The following is a 20,837-nucleotide window of genomic DNA, read 5'->3' on the forward strand; positions in this document are numbered from 1 at the left end:
TAATTTGTATTTATATAGTTGAAGCAATGAGGTGAAAGAACGTGAGAAAGAAAAATAGGAAGCAAATTTTACCCGGGTTTGGACTTTCCCTTGGATTTACGATGTTATATGTAAGTTTATTTGTCCTAATTCCATTATCTATCGTTTTTATCCAAACTTCCCAGTTAGGATGGAGCAAGTTCTTTCAAGTGATTACAAGTGAAAGGGTCTTGCATGCTTATCAAATTAGTTTTACAACTTCACTCGCAGCGGCACTTGTAAATGTTTGTTTTGGTCTATTAATTTCCTGGGTACTTGTTCGTTATTCGTTCCCAGGAAAGCGGCTGCTTGATGGATTAATTGATTTACCTTTTGCGTTGCCAACTGCGGTTGCAGGCATTACGCTTACAACTTTGTATTCGCAAAACGGGTGGATTGGAAAAATTTTTGATGTGTTTCATATTAAAATAGCGTTTACGCCACTTGGAATTATTGTAGCTTTAACTTTTATTGGATTACCCTTCGTTGTACGGATGGTTCAGCCTGTCTTACAAAATATGGAGAAGGAAGTGGAAGAAGCAGCGGCTAGTTTAGGTGCATCACGCCTACAAATATTTGGGAAGGTTGTGCTTCCTGAAATTTTGCCAGCTTTATTAGCGGGATTTTCATTAGCTTTTTCAAGAGCGCTAGGGGAATACGGATCTGTTGTCTTTATTGCTGGAAATATGCCGCTTAAAACAGAAATTGCGCCGCTAATGATTATGACGAAACTTGAGCAATACGATTATGCCGGTGCGACAGCTGTGGCAGCGGTCATGTTGGTTGTCTCTCTTTTCTTCCTTTTTGCTATTAATCTCATCCAGAGCTGGAGTCAAAGACGTGGGTTGCGAAATGGATAGAAAGGGGAGAAAAGGATAGAAAGGGGAGAAAAGGATGGAACCGTCATTTGCGAAACCAATCAAGCAAAAAACAGTGCAAACACCGGTAGTTACGACAGAATCGAAAGTGGTTCGCATCATTTTCATTGCGATTACTGTTATTTATTTATCTATATTTCTTTTGTTGCCGTTAGTAACGATTTTTATGAAGGCATTTGAACGAGGAATCGATGTGTATATTGCCGCTATTACAGATAGCGAGGCACTTTCTGCGATTCGTCTCACAATTACTGTGGCTCTTATCGTCGTCCCGCTGAATACGATATTTGGCGTGGCGGCAGCGTGGTTAATTACAAAATTTCGCTTTCGAGGGAAACAGTTGCTTTTATCGCTCATTGAACTGCCTTTTGCGGTTTCACCGGTTATTGCTGGGTTAGTTTTTGTGTTACTATTTACGCCTCGCGGTGGATTAGGGGCGTGGCTTATGGAGCATGGCGTGCAGCTTATTTTTTCTGTGCCTGGTATTGTCATTGCCACTGTGTTTGTCACATTCCCGTTTGTCGCACGTGAATTAATTCCCGTTATGGAGGCGCAAGGAACAAGTGAAGAAGAAGCTGCTTTATCACTAGGAGCAAGCGGCTGGAAGATGTTCGTTCGTGTTACATTGCCGAATATAAAATGGGGTTTACTCTATGGCATGATTTTATGTAATGCACGCGCAATTGGAGAGTTTGGAGCTGTTTCGGTTGTGTCAGGACATGTGCGAGGCGTTACGAATACAATGCCGCTTCATATTGAAATTTTATATAACGAATATCAATTTTCCGCTGCCTTTGCGGTTGCATCATTAATGTCATTGCTTGCGGTCGTTACGTTAATTATAAAGAACTGGATTGAATGGAAAGGAAGACATTAGAATGAGTATTCACATTCAGAATGTATGGAAGCAATACGGTACGTTTCAAGCTCTGCAACAAATTAACTTAGAAATTCCGAAAGGGGAACTTGTCGCGCTGTTAGGGCCATCTGGTTCGGGGAAAACGACGTTATTACGAATTATTGCGGGGTTAGAACAAGCGGATCAAGGGGCAATCTTGTTCGATGGAGAAGATTTAACGGATATTCATGTGAAAAATCGGCAAGTCGGTTTTGTGTTTCAGCATTATGCCCTGTTTAAACATATGAATGTATTTGAAAATGTCGCGTTTGGATTAAGAGTCCGTAAAAAGAAATTTAGACCGTCAGCAGCAGAAATAGAAGAAAAGGTACTTGAGTTATTAAAGCTTGTGAAGATGGATGGGTTTGCGGCCCGTTATCCCGCGCAGTTATCGGGAGGACAGAGGCAACGGATTGCGTTAGCGAGAGCCTTAGCAGTTGAACCAAAAATTTTGCTGCTTGATGAACCATTTGGCGCATTAGATGCAAAGGTACGTAAAGAATTGCGAAGATGGCTCAGAAAATTGCATGATGAGTTTCAAATTACGAGTGTGTTTGTCACGCATGATCAAGAAGAAGCATTGGATGTTGCGGATCGCATCGTTGTTATGAACGAAGGGCGCATTGAACAAATGGGGACACCGGAAGAAGTGTATGACAATCCGGCAAGTCCATTTGTATATGATTTTTTAGGAAATGTAAATTTATTTCACGGTCGTGTTCATAAAGGAAAACTGAATTTAGGATCTATTGAATTAGAAGCGCCGGAGCATACGCATGTTTCAGATACAGATGCGATTGCCTATGTGCGTCCGCATCAGTTGTCTATTGAACGTACAAAACAAAGTGAAGATGCAATTCAAGCAAAAGTTACATATATACACGCAGTTGGTCCGGTTGTATATATTGAATTGCAGCGCTTAGGAACAGAAGAGTATTTAGAAGCGGAAGTAGGCAAGGAGCAATTTACACAGTTACATGTTCGGGCAGGAGAGGTAGTATATGTGCGTCCGAAAGAAGTGAAAGTGTTTGTTCCGGAGGATTTTGTGATTTAACCCGTAGAGTCACATATGGGCCATTTGAAGAAGTTAGATGAAAGAATTGTAGATAGCGGTTTTACTTTATAATGCCCGAACAGCACTCAAAATTGTTCATTATAAAAGCTTAATCCATTCAACTCATCGCTAATAATTTTAATAAAAAGGCAGTCCATTTAGTACCGTAATTAGGAATATATGAATATATTAAATAGAATTCAAATGAATCACAATGGTTTAAGTTAGGAAAAATTTAGAGTGCGATAAGGTGGTAGTAAATGGGGAAAGATTGTAATCAGGTAAACAATACTGGATATCCGTATGCGGATATATCGAAGAAAGAAAAAGAATGTGAAATAGGACCTATATGTCCAGGGGAGCGTCGCGATGAGGCGCTAGAAATTCGTATGGAAGCGGCAATTTACCAAAAACGTCTTTCTGTGCCAAAACAATTATGTAATGGAGATGAAAAACGTTTTTCTAATAAAATTGCTAATTTTTCTAAAGCTTTACCACATAATGATTACGGAGAAGTTGAATTGCCCGCTTATAAAAAATGGATTAAAGCGCTGAAGAAGGGAAAATCAAGTGTTTTTGAGCGCTTAATTTTAGGTGGGTCTGCGAAACTAGCGAATCCGCAAGCTGCGTATGCTTATGGGTTAGAAGGACCAGATAGCCATCATTTAAGTGTAGCTGTACCTCCGATGTTTAGTAGTGCCTGGGAAGCAAGTGAAATGGGTGAATTATATTGGCATGCATTATTACGTGATGTGCCTTTTACAGAGTATGATACGAATCCACTTGCTATTGCAGCTGCTTCTGATCTTTCAAGTTTTTCAGATTTTCGTGGTCCGAAAGTTGGGGGAGTCGTTACGACAGGGACCTTGTTCCGCGGTGAAACATCTGGCGATTTAACGGGTCCTTACATCTCTCAATTTTTGTGGAAAGACATACCTTATGGAGCGGCAACAATGGTTCAAAAATATCGCATTGCCTTGCCGGATAAAGATTATATGACTTCTTATGAAGAATGGCTGAATATTCAAAATGGTTCATCCTCGCAAAACATGTTATTTGATTCTACTTCACGCTATATTCGTAATGGACGTGATTTAGGTGAATTTGTTCATCAAGATTTTTCCTATCAAGCTTGTCTTTCTGCATGTTTAATGTTACTTAGTTTTGGAGGAGCAGCATTGTCGCAAAGTAATCCGTATTTGCATTCAAAAACGCAAAAGGGTTTTGCTACCTTTGGTGCTCCGCATATTTTAGATTTAGTAGGTAGAACGGCAAATGCAGCACTCGAAGCAGCTTGGTTTCAAAAATTTTTAGTTCATCGCAGAATTCGTCCCGAAGAATTTGGGGGCCGTGTTCAAAATGAGTTAACAGGCGCTGTTCATTATCCAATTCATTCAGAATTACTGAACTCGCAGGTTGTTTCTGAAGTCTTTAACCGATTTGGTACGTATTTGTTACCTATGGCTTACCCAGAAGGATGTCCGACTCATCCAGCATATCCCTCTGGTCATGCTTGTATTATGGGTGCTGGCGTTACTGTATTGAAGGCCTTTTTTAATGAATCATTTGTCATTCCGCAGCCGGTTGTAGCAAGCACTGATGGTCTTTCTTTGCTTCCTTATTTAGGACAACCTTTGAGAGTGGGAGACGAATTAAATAAACTTGCTTCTAATATTGGGATTGGGCGCAATATAGCTGGTGTTCACTGGCGTTCTGATATGAGTGAAGGTCTAAAGCTAGGTGAAGCAGTAGCAATTGGAATTCTTCACGATTATAAAGCAACTTATAATGAACAGTTTTATGGATTCACCTTTACGAAATTCGATGGTACTACTATAACAGTTTAATAGATTGGTACTGTAAGTCGAAAGTATTCAATATTTTTAACCCTCTTTCAGGTAAAGAAGCTGTTCCAAGTAAAATTTTTGAACAGCTTTTTTCTCTATTGTACAAATAGTATAATGAAACTATTACATCTAGAAAGAGGGTATTTCTATGGGGAAAGTTCACATTATTCATGAAAACACAGAGTGGACAAGGCATCTAAAGAGAAGATTGGAAGAACTCGGTCTTCCTTATGAAGAATGGCATTTAGACAAAGGGAATGTTGATCTTTCGTCTGTTCCACCGCAGGGGGTATTTTATAACCGGATGAGCGCTTCTTCTCATACAAGAAATCACCGTTTTGCACCAGAGTTTACAGGTGCTGTCCTTACTTGGTTAGAGATGCATAATCGAAAGGTGTTCAACGGAAGTAAAGCACTTCAGCTCGAAGTAAGTAAAGTTGCGCAGTATATGGCGCTAAATGCACAAGGAATCCAAACACCGAAGACCATTGCAGCTGTTGGTAAAGAACATATTATAGAAGCAGCAGCGCAATTTGAAGGACGTCCATTTATTACGAAGCATAACCGCGCTGGAAAAGGACTAGGCGTGCAGCTGTTTCAATCTGTTGCTTCGCTAAAAGATTACGTAGAAAGTGCAGCATTTGAAGAGCCGGTAGATGGTATTACTTTAATTCAAGAATATATTCAATCTCCTGAGCCTTACATTACACGTTGTGAGTTTGTAGGCGGGAAATTTGTATATGCAGTTCAAGTTGATACATCAAAAGGCTTTGAATTATGCCCAGCTGATGCTTGTCAAATTGGCGATCTGTTCTGTCCGGTTGGAGAGAAAGCGCCGGAAAAACCGAAGTTTCAAATCATTGACGGCTTTAATGACCCAATCATTCAAAAATATGAGGCTGTTTTGGCTGCTAACGATATAGCGATCGCGGGCATTGAGTTCATTCGAAATGCAGATGGTGAAATTTTCACTTATGATATAAATACGAATACAAACTACAATGCTGACGCCGAAGCAGTTGTTGGGAAGTACGGCATGTTAGAGATTGCGAAATTTCTTGGTCGTGAATTAGAGAAAGTAGAATAGATAGGGAGAAAGCTGCTGATGAGGCAGCTTTCTTGTTATTCAGGAAGCGGACGTTTGTACCAATTCCAGAGCTCCACATCGCCAAGTGATGCGAAACGAATAGATTTGGAGTTTTGCAGCTTTAGTAATTCTTTTGTCGGACCGGTAACGACAACACCATATACTTTTAAACCATTTTTCTTTACATACTCGTATCGTTTGGATAATTGCGGATCTTCTGTACCGAGCCAGCCGATTTTACGTACTGTTTCATGGTTTTGAGATAAAATCTCCATCATTTTTATTACTTTATCTTCTAGACTTTCCGGTTCCTTTTCCATATTCAAGCCAATGATACGATGTGGAAAGCCAAAGAGCTCAAAGTTAGATAAATAAAGGGAATCGGCTTTTTTTTCATATCCTGTATGAAGTGCATACCAGACAGCGCGTGGTGAGTTTTCTTGTGCGCCGAAAGTGTCCCATAAAATAAATTCGGCATCTTTTAACGAATATAGTTGATCAAAAGAAATGGCTAGTTCAGAAACAGTACCTTCAGGTAGTTTTTCAAGTGCATGCCAAGTTTCTTTTGATAGTTCCTGTAACTCAGCCTGTTCACCTGAGTTTGGATGTACAAAGTATACTTTTTTATGGGAATCATTATTTGCCCAGTTTCGTTTTGTTGAGAAGGAGGTGAAGGAACGATCCACCTCTAATGTCCCGAATGGAACACTTCTCTTTCCAATTTCTTTTTGTAAGTTAATTGTCGTGTGGGCACGGAAAAATGGTTTGTAATTTGTTCCCTTGCCATTTGCTTGTACATTTGGCATAAGGGCTTGAATTGCTAATTGAGGAGCATCTCCAGCTGCATCGCTTCGATTTATGAATTCGTTGTATAGCAAAGTTGAAAAGATGCTAAATCCATATAATATGCTTAATGATAAAATTGTAAAAAAGACAATCTGTAGTCTTTGCTTCCATTTAATTTTTCGAAATGGTACTTGTATAGAAGGAGGAGGTAGTCGCCTTTTTGGCGTTTCTGTACTTGTAAGGAGTTCTTCTAAATGTGCTTCACATATTGAACATGCTTCAATATGATTCTCTAATTTTTCTTGTTCGGCGTCTGTGATGGTACCATTCTCGTATTTTTTCCAAAGTTCCCTATATTCAGGACAACTCACAATTATCACTCCTTTGTTAGTTGTATTTCTTTTCGGCCACGATGCAATTCTATTTTTACTTTTGCTAATGTAAATCCGGTCATTTGGGAGATTTCTTCATATGAAAATCCATAGTAATCTCGCAATAAAAGAATGTTTCTACGTGCTATTGGAAGGGAAGAGAGTTGCTGGAGCCAAGTTGTGATGGCATGTTTAGTTAGAAACTCATTTTCTGCACTTTGAACGCTCGGCAGTTGAAAGTCTTGTAAAGAACTTGTTTTGTATTTTGTTTCTTTTCGCTTCCAATCAATAAAAGCGCTGTAAGCAATTTTAAATAGCCACGGTCTCACTTTTTCTCCTTTATAGCTGTCGATGTGAACAAGCATGCGATAAAATGTTTCTTGCATCAGATCTTCTGCGGCATGAAAGTGCTGCGTGAGGGAGAGGAGATAACGAAATAAATCATTCATGTGCAATTCATAAATTTTCTCTAGTGATTGCTTTTCTTTCACGACTCTCCCCTCCTTATCTATAACAACGGATATATTTTGAAAAAGTTACAAATTTTCATAAAACAAAAGCAAAAAACATCAAGAAGAAAACATGAGTTCTCTTTATTATTATATATATAAGGCAGGTGAACAGAGATGGGATGTTATGAAATACAAATTCAAAAAGTAATTGATTCTATTGAAGAAGATGTGATGGAAAAGCAAACGTTAGCGAATCTTGCGCGCACGGCAGGATTTTCGGATTATCATTTCCACCGCGTTTTTCAAGCACTAGTAGGAGACTCTGTGATGGAGTATGTACGAAAGAGAAGGCTCGCCCGGGCAGCTTATCAGCTTTCTCACACAGAGGAAAAAATTTTAGACATCGCACTAGAGCATGGCTTTCAATCTCATGAAACGTTCACGCGCGCCTTCAAAAAGCTGTTTCATATGACGCCGAGTGCATATCGAAAGCAAGAGATTCAAACACCGTTATATTCCAAGGTGAATGTGATGCAGCGCAAATATAATCCGTATTTAGGGGGAATTAAAATGGAATTTCGCATAGAAACTAAGCCAGCTTTTCAAGTAATTGGGTATGAAATGAAGACAACGAGTAAAGACGGACAAAATCTTAAAGATATTCCAGCCATGTGGCAAGATTATTTACAAAATAATTTGTCAGAAAACATCCCAAACCGTAAGCATACGAATGAGTTCGTCGAGTTAGGGATGTGTACAGATTTTAATTTAGAAAAAGGTGAGATTACGTATATTATCGGAATGGAAGCAACAAGCTTTGATGGTGTATCAAGTGATATGACGTGCCGCACATTCCCTGAAGCGACGTACGCTGTATTTACAACGCCCAAAGTTCCCGAGGAAGAAATGGTTGCATCGATTCAGCAAACGTGGAATGCAATCTTTACAGAGTGGTTCCCGCACTCTGACTATGAGCATGCTGGCGTTGTCGAGTTTGAATTATACGATGAGCGCTCTCATGCTGATAAGCACGATCTTGTACAACTGGAGATCTGGCTGCCGGTGCAGAAGAAAAAATAAAGTAAAAAGAGACGGACTTCAAAGTAAGTAGTTCCGTTTTTGTGAAGAAACATTGTAAATATCAATTAACATTAAAAATATTGTACTTAAAATAACGAGCAGGTTAGTTAAATAGTTATCTTATTTATTTGGACAATCTTGGTGGGGAGTGGATGGCTGATGTGGAAAAGAATAGAATGTGTCGCAATTTATGTAGAAGATATTGAGAAGGCAGTAGAATTTTATCAATTGTTAGGTTTAACAAAAGCTTGGGAAGTATTTCAAGATGAAGAAAAGCAATGGAAACTTATTGGCATGAAATTTCCTAATGGTACTTCAGAGTTAGTATTAAAGAATAACCCTAATTTGAATTTTGCTGAAACTGAGATTGTCGTTGAGGATGTTTGTGAGACTTACGAAACGTTAAAATCTAATCCTGAGGTTAAGTGGATTCGCACTCCATTCCTTAATTCTTTAGGTGGGCATGTGGCTGTAATGCAAGCTCCAGACGGAAATGAATTTGTGTTAGTAGGAAAATAGAGTAGTAGAAAAGTAAGCGTCAAATATTTCCCATCTGCCATTTGTAAATAACCCATGAGATAATCTCCTCACAATACAAAAATAGTTTTTTTATGGAGAAACACCTATTTTTGTATTGTGAGGGAAAGGAGGATGAGAATGTCAGATTTCACTGTATCTGTACTTCAAATCAGAGATAGCTCATTTAATATTGGGCTTAAGATGGGAAAACATATTCAGAATCAACCGATCCTAAAAAATTTAGAAATGTTAACAAAACCAGAAATAGATTATAAAAATATGAAATCTATTTATTCAACTTTCGCTCCCCATTTACTCGATGAACTACAGGGTTTAGCTGAAGGAATGGAAATACCACTAAATAAAGTAGCGGCATTATTTAGTGGATATGACGTACCAAAAACCGAAGCGATGGGATGTTCAGCAATTATTACAAATGAATACTACGTAAGAAATTATGACTTTTCTCCTGCATTGTATGATGGTTGTTTTAGCTTACTTCAACCCGAAAATGCTAATGCCTCAGCAGGTTATAATCTGCAAGCGATAGGTAGGCATGAAGGTGTGAATAGCCAAGGACTAGTTATAGGCTTACATTTTGTAAGTAATAGCGATTATTCAAAAGGTTTATCAGCTTGGACATCAATTCGCATGATACTAGACACTTGTTCAACGCTTGAAGACGCCATACAAATGCTAAAAGAAATTCCTCATTCAGCTTGTTATAATTTTTCACTTGGAGATAGGAAGGGAAATATAGCGGTAGTTGAAGCAAGTCCCGAAAAAGTGAGGGTAAGAAGAGAACCATTATTATTGTCGTGTGTAAATCATTTTCAAGACCATGATTTAGAAAAGAAAAATAGGCATTTTATTGAAGGTTCTATTAAACGGAATGAATATTTGCAGAAATTTAAAGATAGTCAATTAACACATAGAGAAATGTTTCATAACTTTGCAAATAAAGATTCACCAGTTTTTTTTACTGATTACGATAATTTATTCGGTACTCTTCATACTTTTTCCTACTCTTTTAAAGACTTGAGAATTTTAACCTCTATAGCACAAAGCAATCAAATTTTAGATATAAATTTTGAAGAATGGGTTAATGGAAATAATATTAATTATCATATTTTAACTGGAGTAATAGACGATAAATAATAAATATACTCTCATTCTTATTCCGCTAACGGAGACTATACTTTAAGAAGGCAAATAAAAAAAGTCGGTTCCTCATCGTACAGGAATTCGTCTTTTTTTATTTGAATTTGTTTAGCGTACAAGATTTCCGGAATGTTGGCGGCCCATCAACCTAACAGAACAAGTTGCCCCAAAAACGATAAAAATGAACTTCATTGCTATAAAAAGACTCTAATTATTCGTTTTGGGGGCATTATAAAATTTTAACTTGATGGTGATGTAAGGTGACCCCTAATAAGTACTCCCCAATCGCTTATCTAGTTTGATGTTAATCAACTTTGCAACAGAATTCTAAAAAGTTATATTGATAAAAAATAAGAAAATTATATTTATATTTTGTTCTAAAGGTATTGTTTTATATGGATTTTGCAAATCATTACAATGATTCTTTTAGAGGAAACTAGTCTTTACTTATAATATTCAGCTTAGTATGACCATTTTTTAATGATAATTATCTGTTTTTTATTGATAAAATTCTAAAATATGGTTTTATTTTGAAAAAATTGTTATTATTTATTTGAAATTAATTATATCGACTTAAAGAAATTTGAAGTTTTTAAAAAACAAAATTATGAAAATATGCATAAATTTGTTTTTTGCTTGGCTTTATTATATTTTCCTGATATAATAAAAAATTTTTAGGAGTTTTCCTTAATTTTCATGAAAAAATATCAAACTGGATGAACTGTAAACTATAACTATACTTGGAGGAAAAGTCATGTATGCAAAAATTATTGAAAAGAAGCTCGAATCTTTGAAAGAAAGCGGACAATATCGAGAATTTGTTACAATTAATCGGATGCGTGGCCAATATCCTTTAGCACAGTTGAATGGCCAGAAAGATGGGCAACCAGTTGTCGTTTGGTGCAGCAATGACTATCTAGGAATGTCTCAGCACCCAGTAGTTACCGAAGCAATGCATGATGCAATTCGAACATTTGGTGCTGGTTCAGGCGGATCTCGAAATATAGGTGGTACACATTATCATTACCCTGCACTTGAATCTTCACTTGCGGAATGGCATGGTAAAGAAGCCGCATTAGTTTTTCCTACAGGATATGGCTCGAATGATGCAACATTACAATGTTTACTTCGTCTATTTCCAAATTGCATAGTATTTTCTGACGAACGAAATCACGCTTCAATTATTAATGGTATACGTAGCACTCAAGTCGAACGAGAGATATTTAGACATAATGATGTTAACCATTTGGAAGAGTTACTTGCAGCTCAACCACATGATCGAGCAAAAATTATTGTGTTTGAATCAGTATACTCAATGGATGGCGATATCTCACCGATTCAAAAAATTGCGAATCTTGCAGAAAAATATAACGCTTTAACATTTCTTGATGAAGTACATGCAATCGGTATGTACGGTCCTCGCGGAGCAGGAATAGCTGCTGAACTAGGTCTTGTGGATCGATTGGACTTTATTCAAGGAACAATGGCAAAAGGTATTGGAGTAATCGGGGGATACATTGCAGCTTCATCATTACTAATTGACGCTGTTCGTTCTTTTGCATCTGGTTTTATTTTTACAACATCCTTACCACCAGCTGTTGTCGCGGCCTGTTATGCTAGTGTGGAACACTTAAAATCTTCGGATAACGAGCGGAACGCTCTACACCAAAAAACTAGCATGTTAAAAGAAGCACTTGCTCAAGCAAATATTCCGATAATGGACTCAAGTGAAACGCATATTCTCCCTGTACTCATTGGTGATGCAAAAAAATGTAAAGCTGCTGCCCAACGTCTACTTGAACAACATCACGTCTATCTGCAACCCATTAATTCACCAACGGTTCCTGTCGGCACAGAACGCTTCCGAGTTAATGTTACACCAAATCACACTGAGGAACAGATAGCACAACTGGCCGTTTCATTAACAGAAGTTTTTAATTATTTCGATATTCCTTTTGCACCGCAGAACGAAGTGTTAGACGTATGACAATTTTTATGTACATCTTCTGCTTAATAGTTTGGGGATTGAACTTTATTGCAGTAAAAATACAAGGTACTCCTGTAAGCCTTGAATTGTCATTAACCTATCGCTTGGTAGGGGCTGCACTAATGTTTATTGTCCTCATGTGCGTGGTACGTCCAAATGGTAGGCCTTCTCGTAAAGATGTTTTTCCCCTTGTTACTTTTGGGGTATGTAACTTAGCTCTAAGTTACTTGTGTTTATACTACGCGACAATTTGGATTTCTGCTGCACTAGTAACGCTGCTGTTTTCACTGAAGACAGTTCTGACACCAATTGCACTTCGTATATTTCTAGATGAGCGTCTTCATCCTCGAATTCTAATAGGGGGAATAGTTGGTATTGTAGGTGTTTCTATATTAGTTTATCCACTACTAACACAGGGCTCTAGTACAAGTGATCTAAAAGGAATAGGCCTCGCATTGTTTGGAACTATACTTACAGCTATTGGTGATGCAGCTTCCGCTCGAAATGCACGACGTGGTATTAATGCTGTTTATTCGAATAGTGTTGGCTTTGTTGTGGCTTCGATACTTTTACTTGCTGTTTGTACCTTTCAGGAACAGAACTTTACACTACCAACGTCCGTTTCTTATCTTGGAGCTTTGGGATTTTTAACTGTATTTGCTTCCTTTGGGGCATGGATGTTCTACCTCAAGCTAGTAGAACGAATCGGTGCATCAGTTAGTAGTTATATGGTGGCACTCTTTCCGGCAATAGGTGGGGTTGCCTCTGTTGCGATTGGAGATTCTACACCTACTCTCTATTTACTGTTCGGATGTTTATTTAGTTGCATTGGAGCAGCAATTGCACTAGGATTTCGCTTACCATACAGGAATCGGAATATTATGAGAAATGAAAGCCCAGGGAATTAAAAAATTCCCATGGGCTTTATTTATAAAATATAATACTGTTCCCTTATAGTATGAACAGATCTACAGGGTTAAATAAGGTATAACTACCTAACAAATTGCATTCTTTATTTACTGATTTTTTAAATAAACATGATCGTTTACTTTCAATAATGACAAATAAATCAATACATCTTTTTATTAAAAGTTATTGTTGAAAATATCAAAAAACTCTTTGCATTGAATAGATATCTTAATAAAAGGGTGGATCGCTTATTATAATCCGTATTTTCATTACCTTTCAGTTATGAAATATTTTCTTAATACAAAAACATTTTATTAATGCATCCCTACTATTAATATTAAGGAGAAAGGACAATCATGAAATATAAATCAGTATTTGATATTATTGGTCCTATTACTATTGGAACACCTAGTGCTTATGGAGTAGAAGCAACAAAGATAGGACATATTGTTCGTCAGCTATTTTTAAAGCCTCCAGAAAAAATCGAAATTTCTTTATATGGGGCATTCAAAAAAGCTGATTGCACTTTTGGGTCAGACGTAGCACTTGTTGGTGGTATTTTGGGCTTTGAAATGGATGACTCACTATTCTCTAAAGCACTTACAATTGCAGCAGAAAGAGGAATTACAGTTAATTGTATAGAAGAGATTGCAAAACCGTCTTATCCCAATACAGTAAAGATTACTTTATACAAAGGTGAAGATAAAATTGAGATGATTGCTTGTTCGATTGGTTGGGGAAAAATCAAAGTTATTGAGATTAATGGTTTTGATTTGAATTTAAATGAAACAAGATCAGCTCTTCTTATTATGAACAATGATCATTTTGGTACCATTTCGTCTGTAACTTCTATATTAGCAACACGTAAAATTAATATTAATATGATACGTGTATCGCAACAGGAAAAAGGAAAAATATCTCTATTGGTAATTGAAACTGAGGAACTATTAAATCATGAAGTAATTGAGGAAATTAAAGGATTACCAAAGATTTATCAAACACTAGCCTTAAGTTAGACAGTTTTATTAGGGTTCTGTTGCAAAGTTTGAAAAAAGCATAAACAGGTTGGTAAATGAGGAACAATGTTTAGGAAGTGGCTAGTAATTGTTGAAGTTCATTGTACGTTGAAAAGGCGGAGTCTATTTGAAGACTTCGCCTTTGTTTATATAGGGTAACTTTGCCCATCATTGAATCAATTCGATTTCATTACTACCTATGGCCAGATACTCTCACCCCTCTAAAAGAAAGGGGTTTTACATTGCCTTCTTGATTTTCTCTAACACTTCTTTACTATCAAACCCGCGCTCGCCCATACCGAATACTTCAATTAAACGATTATCTTCATCTAATAAGTAAGAGTTAGAAGTATGAATGTAAAGGCCGCTTCCAGGATCGCGGTAGCGGAAGTTAAAAGATTCGGCTAGTTGTTTCGTTTCTTCCTCATCGCCGCGCAGTAGATGCCAACCTGGTGTTTCCTTCATATCAAACGTTTTAGAGTAATGCTCTAGAATTTCTTTCGTATCATACTTCGGATCAATTGTAATTGTAATAAATTCGATTTTTTTTCCAAACACTTTTTGTTTCTCAAGTTCATCGCGTAAATGTTTCATTTTATATGTTGTAACTGGACAAATATCTGGACATTTTGTATACATAAATTCGACTAACTTTAATTTTTTCGGTAATTGATCAAATGATACAGATGTTCCGTTTACATCTTCCATAACAATCCCCTTTGGTATTTCTGCTGATGCTTTTCGGTAACCGGTAAAATAAAAAATTCCAATCCCGATTGCGATAATCAGTCCGAGCGTAAAAGTAATGTACAACTTCTTCATTCCAATCCCCCCAATTTTTATTTTATAAGAAAAATCTGAAAAATAAGGAGGTAATGAGTGAATATTACATGACAATTCATGGTTCTGGTGCAAAAAATATGAAACTTGGACATACTAATCTAAAGAGGATGGGGATTATGTATGTACCTCTACTGTGCGATACATTCCATAAATTTACGCTTCCTCTACGTCAACTGCTGATACAACACGAGTTATTGTGGAATAAGTTGTATTGATTACAAAATAAGGAGGTAATTAAAATAGCAAAGCATACCTTTAGAGCATTTAATCTTAATAATCAAGTTATTTCTAGGTTGGACGACCCAACCAAAGTCGTATTTCCAATGGTGGAATTTGATCTATCCCATGAATATGATCCAACAACATCTACGTTTGTTCCTTCTGCTAACGGGGTATATTCCATTTGTGCTGGTCTATACATTGACCCACTTTCAGTAACTCAACCTCTTGATATGGCTATTCGGATTAATGGCGTATTAAAAACGTTTCTTTTTGGAGAACCTTCTGTAGAACCAGGAACTATAGTAATGGGGTGTAACATAGTGCGACTTTCCGCTGGAGATACAGTTGATATAATTATAGGTCATGGTTCGGACATCACTTTAGGCGGAGGTAATGATAGATTTTATTTCACAGCTTCTTTGTTTTAAAAATCCTATAAGGGGTAGAGATAGCATCCGGCGATTACGATATTATTCCCCAGTAAATGGTGAAATGACTTGAGAACCTAAGTGATGTCTCAAGTCATTTCACGTTATGTATGGTTTTATGCAATGTAAAAGCGGCAATGGTTTTAACTACCTTGCTGCTTTATTTTCCTTTTAGCTTGTTCTATTTTCCAAAGAACGAACTACAATATTAATAGACAGGCAGCAATGAGGAGGAGAAATCATGCGAAAAGTGATGAGTTGGACACTTTTTTTGTACGCTCTATTTGCATTATTTATATATTGGTACTTATTTGGATGGAGTCATGAGATCATACCGGAAGCGTATAAAGGAACGAGTGCAGATCCAGCAACATTTATGAATGCAAGGGAGCTAACGCTTAGTCAAGATTACTCGCGGGTAAAGGATTTATTATTTTTTTTAGCAACGCCGCTGCAATGGATTGTTTTATTATTTGTACTTATTTTCGGTGTATCAAAGCGGTTTGAACAATGGGCGAAAGATACAACAAAATTCCGCGTACTACAAATTGCGATTTATTTGTTTTATTTATCGCTTGTGACAACGGTGCTCGCATTGCCGCTGCAATGGATTGGTCATCAAATATCTGTTGATTACGGCATTTCAACACAATCAACAGCAAATTGGATAAAGGAGCATATACTTGATTTTTGGATCAATTTTTTGCTTATGTTTCTGATCGTGACGGTGCTATTATGGCTCATTAAAAAATATCCGAAACGCTGGTGGCTGTACGGCTGGGCGCTTTCTGTTCCATTCACGATCTTTTTAACATTCATTCAACCAGTAGTCATTGATCCGCTCTATAATGATTTTTCAACGCTGCATAATAAGGAGCTTGAGAAAAAGATTTTAACATTAGCGGACAAAGCGAATATTCCAACAGAGCATGTGTATGAAGTGGATATGTCAAAGAAAACAAATGCGTTAAATGCATACGTAACGGGAATTGGCTCAAATTCTCGCATCGTTTTATGGAATACGACGCTCGAGCAGTTAAAAGATAAAGAGATATTATTTATTATGGCGCATGAAATGGGTCATTACGTGATGAAACATATATACTGGGGTGTTGGAAGTTATATCGTTTTAACTTTCGTTGGTATGTACCTCATTAGCCGTATTATTCAAGCGTGTATTCGTAAATGGGGCGATACACTGCATATTTCTAAAATTGCTAGTTTCTCAGTTTTACCACTATTTTTCCTTGTCTCTTCGGTGCTTTCCTTTGCGGTAAGTCCTGCCACAAATTACGTATCGCGCGTTGAAGAAAGGGCAGCCGATCAATACGCATTAGACATGACAAAGGATAGTAAGTCGGGAGTTAAAACATTTCAATATTTATCGAAGACGAGCTTAAGTCAAGTGAACCCGCCGGCTCTGGTGAAATTATTCATGTACACACATCCGCCAATTTTTGAAAGAATTCTCACGTTTGAAGAATATAAGAAGAAATAGTCGTTAAGAACAAGAATTGTGTAAAAATGAAAAGAACAAGTAATTTTCTAGTATAAAGACTAGGAAGTTACTTGTTCTTTTTATATATCTATGGAGAATACAACATGCTTACTTTACCCCTTTTGTTTTAAACCTAGCATATGGCAGGAAAGGACCCTGACCGTTCCTATGCGCGGCCAGATGCTCTGGTCTCCTTCCTAAAGAAAGAGGTTTTTTAATAAGTATATAGTTTACAATGTAAATTTAGTATCTTGATCAGTTAGGTCATTATCAAATACATTAGCGGTACTAACCCCATTAAAGACTTTCAGTTCCTTTGCTGCATTTGATGATCCAGAACCATGATATTCTTTATTACGGAATTCAGGAGCTACATTGTATTTGTCTCCTAAATTTACAATCCCATTAATTCTTGAAATGACAATGCTGTCCACAATTGCAGGCATATTCTTCACCTCTTTTTTATTTTTAGTGTATGCTGCTTATTTTGAAAAAAAGATTGTTTATAAAAATTCCTTTCATTTTGCGAAAAATATTTTTTAACCCCCATAAAACTTATTTTTTCTCCGAATATGTATAGTGAAGAAAGCAAATGGAGGAAAAATGAGATGAAAAAGATACTATTAAAAGGAACTATGGTAACAATGATGGCATGCAGTCCATTTTTAATGGGAACGGCGGCGTATGCTAGCAGCAGCACAGACGCAGTAAAAACAACAGAGTCAGAAAAGCCGACTCTAGTGCAAGGAGATTTCTTCTATTTCGTAAAAACGATGGTCGAAGATATAAAAATGGCGCTTGCGAACAATGATTTAGCTAAGGCAAAGTTACTATCTGAACAAGCTAAGGAGCGAATTGCTGAAGCAGGCGTATTAATGCAAAAAGGGAAAGATGATTTTACAAAAGATACATTAGAGAAAGCAGCAGAAAACTTAGAAAAAGCGGACAAGCTTTCAGGAGAAACGAAACCGGAAGTAGAAAAGACTGCTGAAGCAAAGAAAGAAGAAGCAGAAAAAACTGCTGAAGCAAAGAAAAAAGAAGCAGAAAAGACTGCTGAAGCAAAGAAAGAAGAAGCAGAAAAAACTGCTGAAGCAAAGAAAGAAGAAGCAGAAAAAACTGCTGAAGTAAAAAAAGAAGAAGCAGAAAAAGCTGCTAAAGCAAAGAAAGAAGAAGCAGAAAAGGCTGCTAAAGCAAAGAAAGAAGAAGCAGAAAAGGCTGCTAAAACAAAAAAAGAAGAAACAAAGAAGCCAGCTCATAAAGAAAAAACAGAAGCAGAAAAAGTAAAAGTGAATATAGGAAACAATATCGAAGCATTAGCAAAAGCGCTTGATAAAGTGAAAAATCCGAAAGCAAAAGCTGCAATTATCAAAAATATAGAGAAGAGTTTTGCAAAAATTGCTGCTAAAATAGAGAAAGTGCAAGAAAAGCAAGCGCGTGCTGTTGCAAAGGAAAACAAGCCAGCAGAGCCAGCACAACCAGCACAACCAGCACAACCAGCACAACCAGCACAACCGGCACAACCAGCAGAGCCAGCACAACCGGCAAAGCCAGCAGAGCCAGCACAACCAGCACAACCAGCACAACCGGCACAACCGGCACAACCAGCAGAGCCAGCACAACCGGCAAAGCCAGCAGAGCCGGCACAACCAGCACATAAAGCTGTTGTTTCTCATGAGAATCATGGACAATCCAAGCAAAAGGAAAATCATGAAGATAACGGTAAAAAAGTTGGTCATGAAAAACATGAAGATAACGGTAAAAAAGTCGGTCACGAAAAACATGAAGAAAATCATGAAGATAACGGTAAAAAAGTTGGTCACGAAAAACATTAAGAAAAACAAGGGAATACTGTGGTAAAATGGTCACTTCATTAGTGACCGTTTTGTTATTTATAGCAGAGGGGAGGAGAGGGACTACCTGTGTTAAGTTTATTGATGAAAGTCGTAAAAAAAGCGGCAATAGAAGATGTAGTATTAAATATACAAAAAAATGAAGAGGATAAGGAAGCTTTTATCGCTCAGTATCGGCCTTTTATTCTAAAATCGATTTCGGCAGTCTGTCGCCGTTATATTACAGAACAGGACGATGAATATAGCATTGGACTGTTTGCATTTCATCAAGCCATTGAACAATATTCATATAAAAAAGGGAAATCTTTTCTTTCGTTTGCTGAGCTTCTTATAAAAAGAGATGTAATTGATTATATACGTAAGGAGTCTAGGCATAACCTCGTCTTTTTAAAAGAAGACCAGCAAGAGGAAACAATAGAAACGCAGACGGCGCTTACGGAATATATGAAAGAGATAGAGAACAGCAACCGGAAGGAAGAAATTCTTCATTTTCAACGTGTGCTATCTGAGTTTAAAATTTCGTTTACTGAGCTTGTGAAGGAGTCTCCGAAGCATCGTGATACGCGGGAGCATTTAATGGGAATTGTAAAGATTATTATAAAAGAGGAGAAAATGATAGAAGAGCTATTCCGAAAGAAAAAGTTACCTCTTAAACAAATTGAACCATATGTTAGAACAAGTCGCAAAACGCTAGAAAGACATAGGAAATACATCATTGCAATGTGCATTGTTTTTGTAAACAACTACATATATATTCAAGAATATATAAGAGGTGGGCAGGGGAATGAATAAAGGAATTGTGATGGATATAAAAAAACACAGCATAATTGTGTTGACACCGGACGGAGAATTTATTAATTGTAAGAAGAAATTAAACTCTTATATAATCGGACAGGAAATTGTATTTCATGAACAAGAAAAAAGAAAAATGCCTTTTTCAGTTCCTTCAATATTAAAACCGGCATCGCTTATGTTAGCTTGTTTTCTATGTGTTTTTTTATTTTTATTTAATCAGCCGAAAGAACAAGCGCTTGCCTATGTTTCTATCGATATTAACCCAAGCATAGAAGCGAGTGTGACAAAGGATCTTCGTGTTACGGAATTACGAGCTTGCAATGATGATGGCAAGCGAATTTTAAAAGAAATAAAAGGGTGGAAAAATGAGCATTTGCAAGACGTAGTGCGTACGATTGTAAAACAAAGCAAAGAAGATGGGTACTTAACGAGTGATAAGCAAGTTATGCTAACATCTGTTGCGAAAGAAAAGTCACTAGAGTCGCAGTTGCAGAAGGCTATGAAAGAGTTAAAAAGCGAGTATGACGCAAAACACGTTACAGTCATATATCAGGAAAGTACTATGCAGATCAGGGAGAATGCCCAAAAAGCAGGAGTCAGCACAGGGATTTATTTGAAACAGGAAAATGAGAAGAAGAAATCGTCTGTCTCGCCGGCATCGCCGCAAGTGCAGGAGGAACAACCTTCTGAAGTACATTCACAGCCGGAGTCATCAACTCATTCTGATTCGCCATCGAATTCCTCTTCTTCTGTGCAACAAGAAAGAAATGAGCCGAAAAGGCAACAAGAAAAAGAACGAGAACCAGCTCACGTGCAGCCGCCGCAGGAAAGAAATAACGGCCATAGAGAAGAAAATAATAAAGAACAAAAAAAGGAATATAAGGAACAGAAAAAAGAGGACATAGAGCAAAAAAAGGAACAGAAAAAAGAATATCACGAACAGAAAAAAGAACAAAAAGAGTATGAAAAAGGGCAGAAAGAACAACAAAAAGAAGATAAACATGGAAATTCTTCAAAGCATGAAGAAAAAGAAAAGGGAAAACATAATCAATAAAAAGGTATCTTTGTATACGAAGTAATTCCGTTCTCATAACACGGTAATTCATATTATAAATCCTATGCCTAATAAAAAAGCAAC

The 20,837-nt window shown here is 37.2% G+C and carries 21 protein-coding genes and 1 pseudogene; 17 read left to right on the forward strand and 5 right to left on the reverse strand.

Features of this window, described 5'->3' with window-relative positions:
- Window positions 1–41: 41 nt before the first annotated feature.
- The 5 genes from cysT to BM211_RS05060 all read left to right on the forward strand — a co-directional run bounded on the left by cysT (window position 42) and on the right by BM211_RS05060 (window position 5,782).
- Window positions 42–878: a sulfate ABC transporter permease subunit CysT gene (cysT, locus tag BM211_RS05040; protein ID WP_035437397.1), complete on the forward strand. Its 837-nt coding sequence runs from the start codon at window positions 42–44 to the stop codon at window positions 876–878.
- A 34-nt stretch (window positions 879–912) separates the two neighbouring features.
- Window positions 913–1,773 (forward strand): sulfate ABC transporter permease subunit CysW, encoded by an 861-nt coding sequence (gene cysW / locus BM211_RS05045; RefSeq protein WP_035437395.1) that lies wholly within the window; start codon window positions 913–915, stop codon window positions 1,771–1,773.
- A gap of 1 nt (window position 1,774) precedes the next feature.
- A complete protein-coding gene (locus tag BM211_RS05050) occupies window positions 1,775–2,848 on the forward strand; it encodes a sulfate/molybdate ABC transporter ATP-binding protein (RefSeq protein WP_090995461.1) in 1,074 nt (357 codons plus the stop codon).
- A 260-nt stretch (window positions 2,849–3,108) separates the two neighbouring features.
- Window positions 3,109–4,695, forward strand: a complete 1,587-nt coding sequence (locus tag BM211_RS05055) for a vanadium-dependent haloperoxidase (protein ID WP_051957398.1) — start codon at window positions 3,109–3,111, stop codon at window positions 4,693–4,695.
- A 148-nt stretch (window positions 4,696–4,843) separates the two neighbouring features.
- Window positions 4,844–5,782: an ATP-grasp domain-containing protein gene (locus tag BM211_RS05060; protein ID WP_090995464.1), complete on the forward strand. Its 939-nt coding sequence runs from the start codon at window positions 4,844–4,846 to the stop codon at window positions 5,780–5,782.
- Between the two features lie 35 nt (window positions 5,783–5,817).
- Here the strand turns inward: BM211_RS05060 and BM211_RS05065 are convergent, their stop codons facing one another.
- Together BM211_RS05065 and BM211_RS05070 are read right to left on the reverse strand one after the other, a co-directional pair.
- A complete protein-coding gene (locus BM211_RS05065; RefSeq protein ID WP_090995466.1) occupies window positions 5,818–6,939 on the reverse strand; it encodes an anti-sigma factor in 1,122 nt (373 codons plus the stop codon).
- A gap of 5 nt (window positions 6,940–6,944) precedes the next feature.
- Window positions 6,945–7,430: an RNA polymerase sigma factor gene (locus BM211_RS05070; protein ID WP_090995469.1), complete on the reverse strand. Its 486-nt coding sequence runs from the start codon at window positions 7,428–7,430 to the stop codon at window positions 6,945–6,947.
- 135 nt (window positions 7,431–7,565) lie between these two features.
- On the opposite strand from BM211_RS05070, the gene BM211_RS05075 reads away from it, so the two are divergent.
- The 6 genes from BM211_RS05075 to sdaAB all read left to right on the forward strand — a co-directional run bounded on the left by BM211_RS05075 (window position 7,566) and on the right by sdaAB (window position 14,063).
- On the forward strand, window positions 7,566–8,471 hold the full coding sequence (locus BM211_RS05075; RefSeq protein ID WP_035437381.1) for an AraC family transcriptional regulator: 906 nt from the start codon (window positions 7,566–7,568) through the stop codon (window positions 8,469–8,471).
- Between the two features lie 159 nt (window positions 8,472–8,630).
- Window positions 8,631–8,990 (forward strand): VOC family protein, encoded by a 360-nt coding sequence (locus BM211_RS05080; protein ID WP_035437378.1) that lies wholly within the window; start codon window positions 8,631–8,633, stop codon window positions 8,988–8,990.
- Window positions 8,991–9,128: 138 nt separating this feature from the next.
- Window positions 9,129–10,148, forward strand: coding sequence for a C45 family peptidase (locus BM211_RS05085; protein WP_090995472.1), 1,020 nt, complete (start codon window positions 9,129–9,131; stop codon window positions 10,146–10,148).
- Between the two features lie 757 nt (window positions 10,149–10,905).
- Entirely contained in the window at window positions 10,906–12,138 is a 1,233-nt protein-coding gene (gene hemA, locus BM211_RS05090) for a 5-aminolevulinate synthase (RefSeq protein ID WP_090995475.1), read from the forward strand.
- Window positions 12,135–13,046 (forward strand): DMT family transporter, encoded by a 912-nt coding sequence (locus BM211_RS05095; protein WP_090995478.1) that lies wholly within the window; start codon window positions 12,135–12,137, stop codon window positions 13,044–13,046. Before hemA ends, BM211_RS05095 begins: the two co-directional genes overlap by 4 nt.
- A 357-nt stretch (window positions 13,047–13,403) precedes the next feature.
- Window positions 13,404–14,063: an L-serine ammonia-lyase, iron-sulfur-dependent subunit beta gene (gene sdaAB / locus BM211_RS05100; protein ID WP_035437367.1), complete on the forward strand. Its 660-nt coding sequence runs from the start codon at window positions 13,404–13,406 to the stop codon at window positions 14,061–14,063.
- Window positions 14,064–14,133: 70 nt separating this feature from the next.
- Here the strand turns inward: sdaAB and BM211_RS27460 are convergent.
- Window positions 14,134–14,217: pseudogene (locus BM211_RS27460) on the reverse strand (IS6 family transposase); the annotation flags it as partial.
- A gap of 83 nt (window positions 14,218–14,300) precedes the next feature.
- A complete protein-coding gene (locus tag BM211_RS05105) occupies window positions 14,301–14,885 on the reverse strand; it encodes an SCO family protein (protein WP_035437365.1) in 585 nt (194 codons plus the stop codon).
- A 53-nt stretch (window positions 14,886–14,938) separates the two neighbouring features.
- On the opposite strand from BM211_RS05105, the gene BM211_RS25785 reads away from it, so the two are divergent.
- From BM211_RS25785 to BM211_RS05115, 3 genes are all read left to right on the forward strand, one after another.
- Complete coding sequence (locus tag BM211_RS25785; protein WP_035437363.1) at window positions 14,939–15,121, forward strand: hypothetical protein; 183 nt, start codon at window positions 14,939–14,941, stop codon at window positions 15,119–15,121.
- A gap of 108 nt (window positions 15,122–15,229) precedes the next feature.
- Window positions 15,230–15,556, forward strand: a complete 327-nt coding sequence (locus BM211_RS05110) for a hypothetical protein (protein WP_051957397.1) — start codon at window positions 15,230–15,232, stop codon at window positions 15,554–15,556.
- Between the two features lie 241 nt (window positions 15,557–15,797).
- The gene (locus BM211_RS05115; protein ID WP_035437361.1) at window positions 15,798–17,054 is read left to right on the forward strand and encodes a M48 family metallopeptidase; all 1,257 of its coding nucleotides are present in this window, start codon (window positions 15,798–15,800) and stop codon (window positions 17,052–17,054) included.
- A 230-nt stretch (window positions 17,055–17,284) separates the two neighbouring features.
- On the opposite strand, the gene BM211_RS05120 is transcribed toward BM211_RS05115, so the two are convergent.
- Complete coding sequence (locus BM211_RS05120; RefSeq protein WP_035437358.1) at window positions 17,285–17,500, reverse strand: spore germination protein; 216 nt, start codon at window positions 17,498–17,500, stop codon at window positions 17,285–17,287.
- Window positions 17,501–17,662: 162 nt separating this feature from the next.
- On the opposite strand from BM211_RS05120, the gene BM211_RS26665 reads away from it, so the two are divergent.
- From BM211_RS26665 to BM211_RS05145, 3 genes are all read left to right on the forward strand, one after another.
- Window positions 17,663–18,886, forward strand: a complete 1,224-nt coding sequence (locus BM211_RS26665; protein ID WP_218160782.1) for a DUF5667 domain-containing protein — start codon at window positions 17,663–17,665, stop codon at window positions 18,884–18,886.
- Between the two features lie 102 nt (window positions 18,887–18,988).
- Entirely contained in the window at window positions 18,989–19,696 is a 708-nt protein-coding gene (gene sigI, locus BM211_RS05140) for an RNA polymerase sigma-I factor (RefSeq protein WP_051957405.1), read from the forward strand.
- The gene (locus tag BM211_RS05145) at window positions 19,689–20,753 is read left to right on the forward strand and encodes an anti-sigma factor domain-containing protein (RefSeq protein WP_090995481.1); all 1,065 of its coding nucleotides are present in this window, start codon (window positions 19,689–19,691) and stop codon (window positions 20,751–20,753) included. The genes sigI and BM211_RS05145 overlap by 8 nt, the downstream gene beginning before the upstream one ends.
- Window positions 20,754–20,837 lie beyond the last annotated feature (84 nt).

It is taken from the genome of Bacillus sp. 491mf (assembly GCF_900112415.1).
Taxonomy (GTDB): Bacteria; Bacillota; Bacilli; order Bacillales; family Bacillaceae_G; genus Bacillus_A.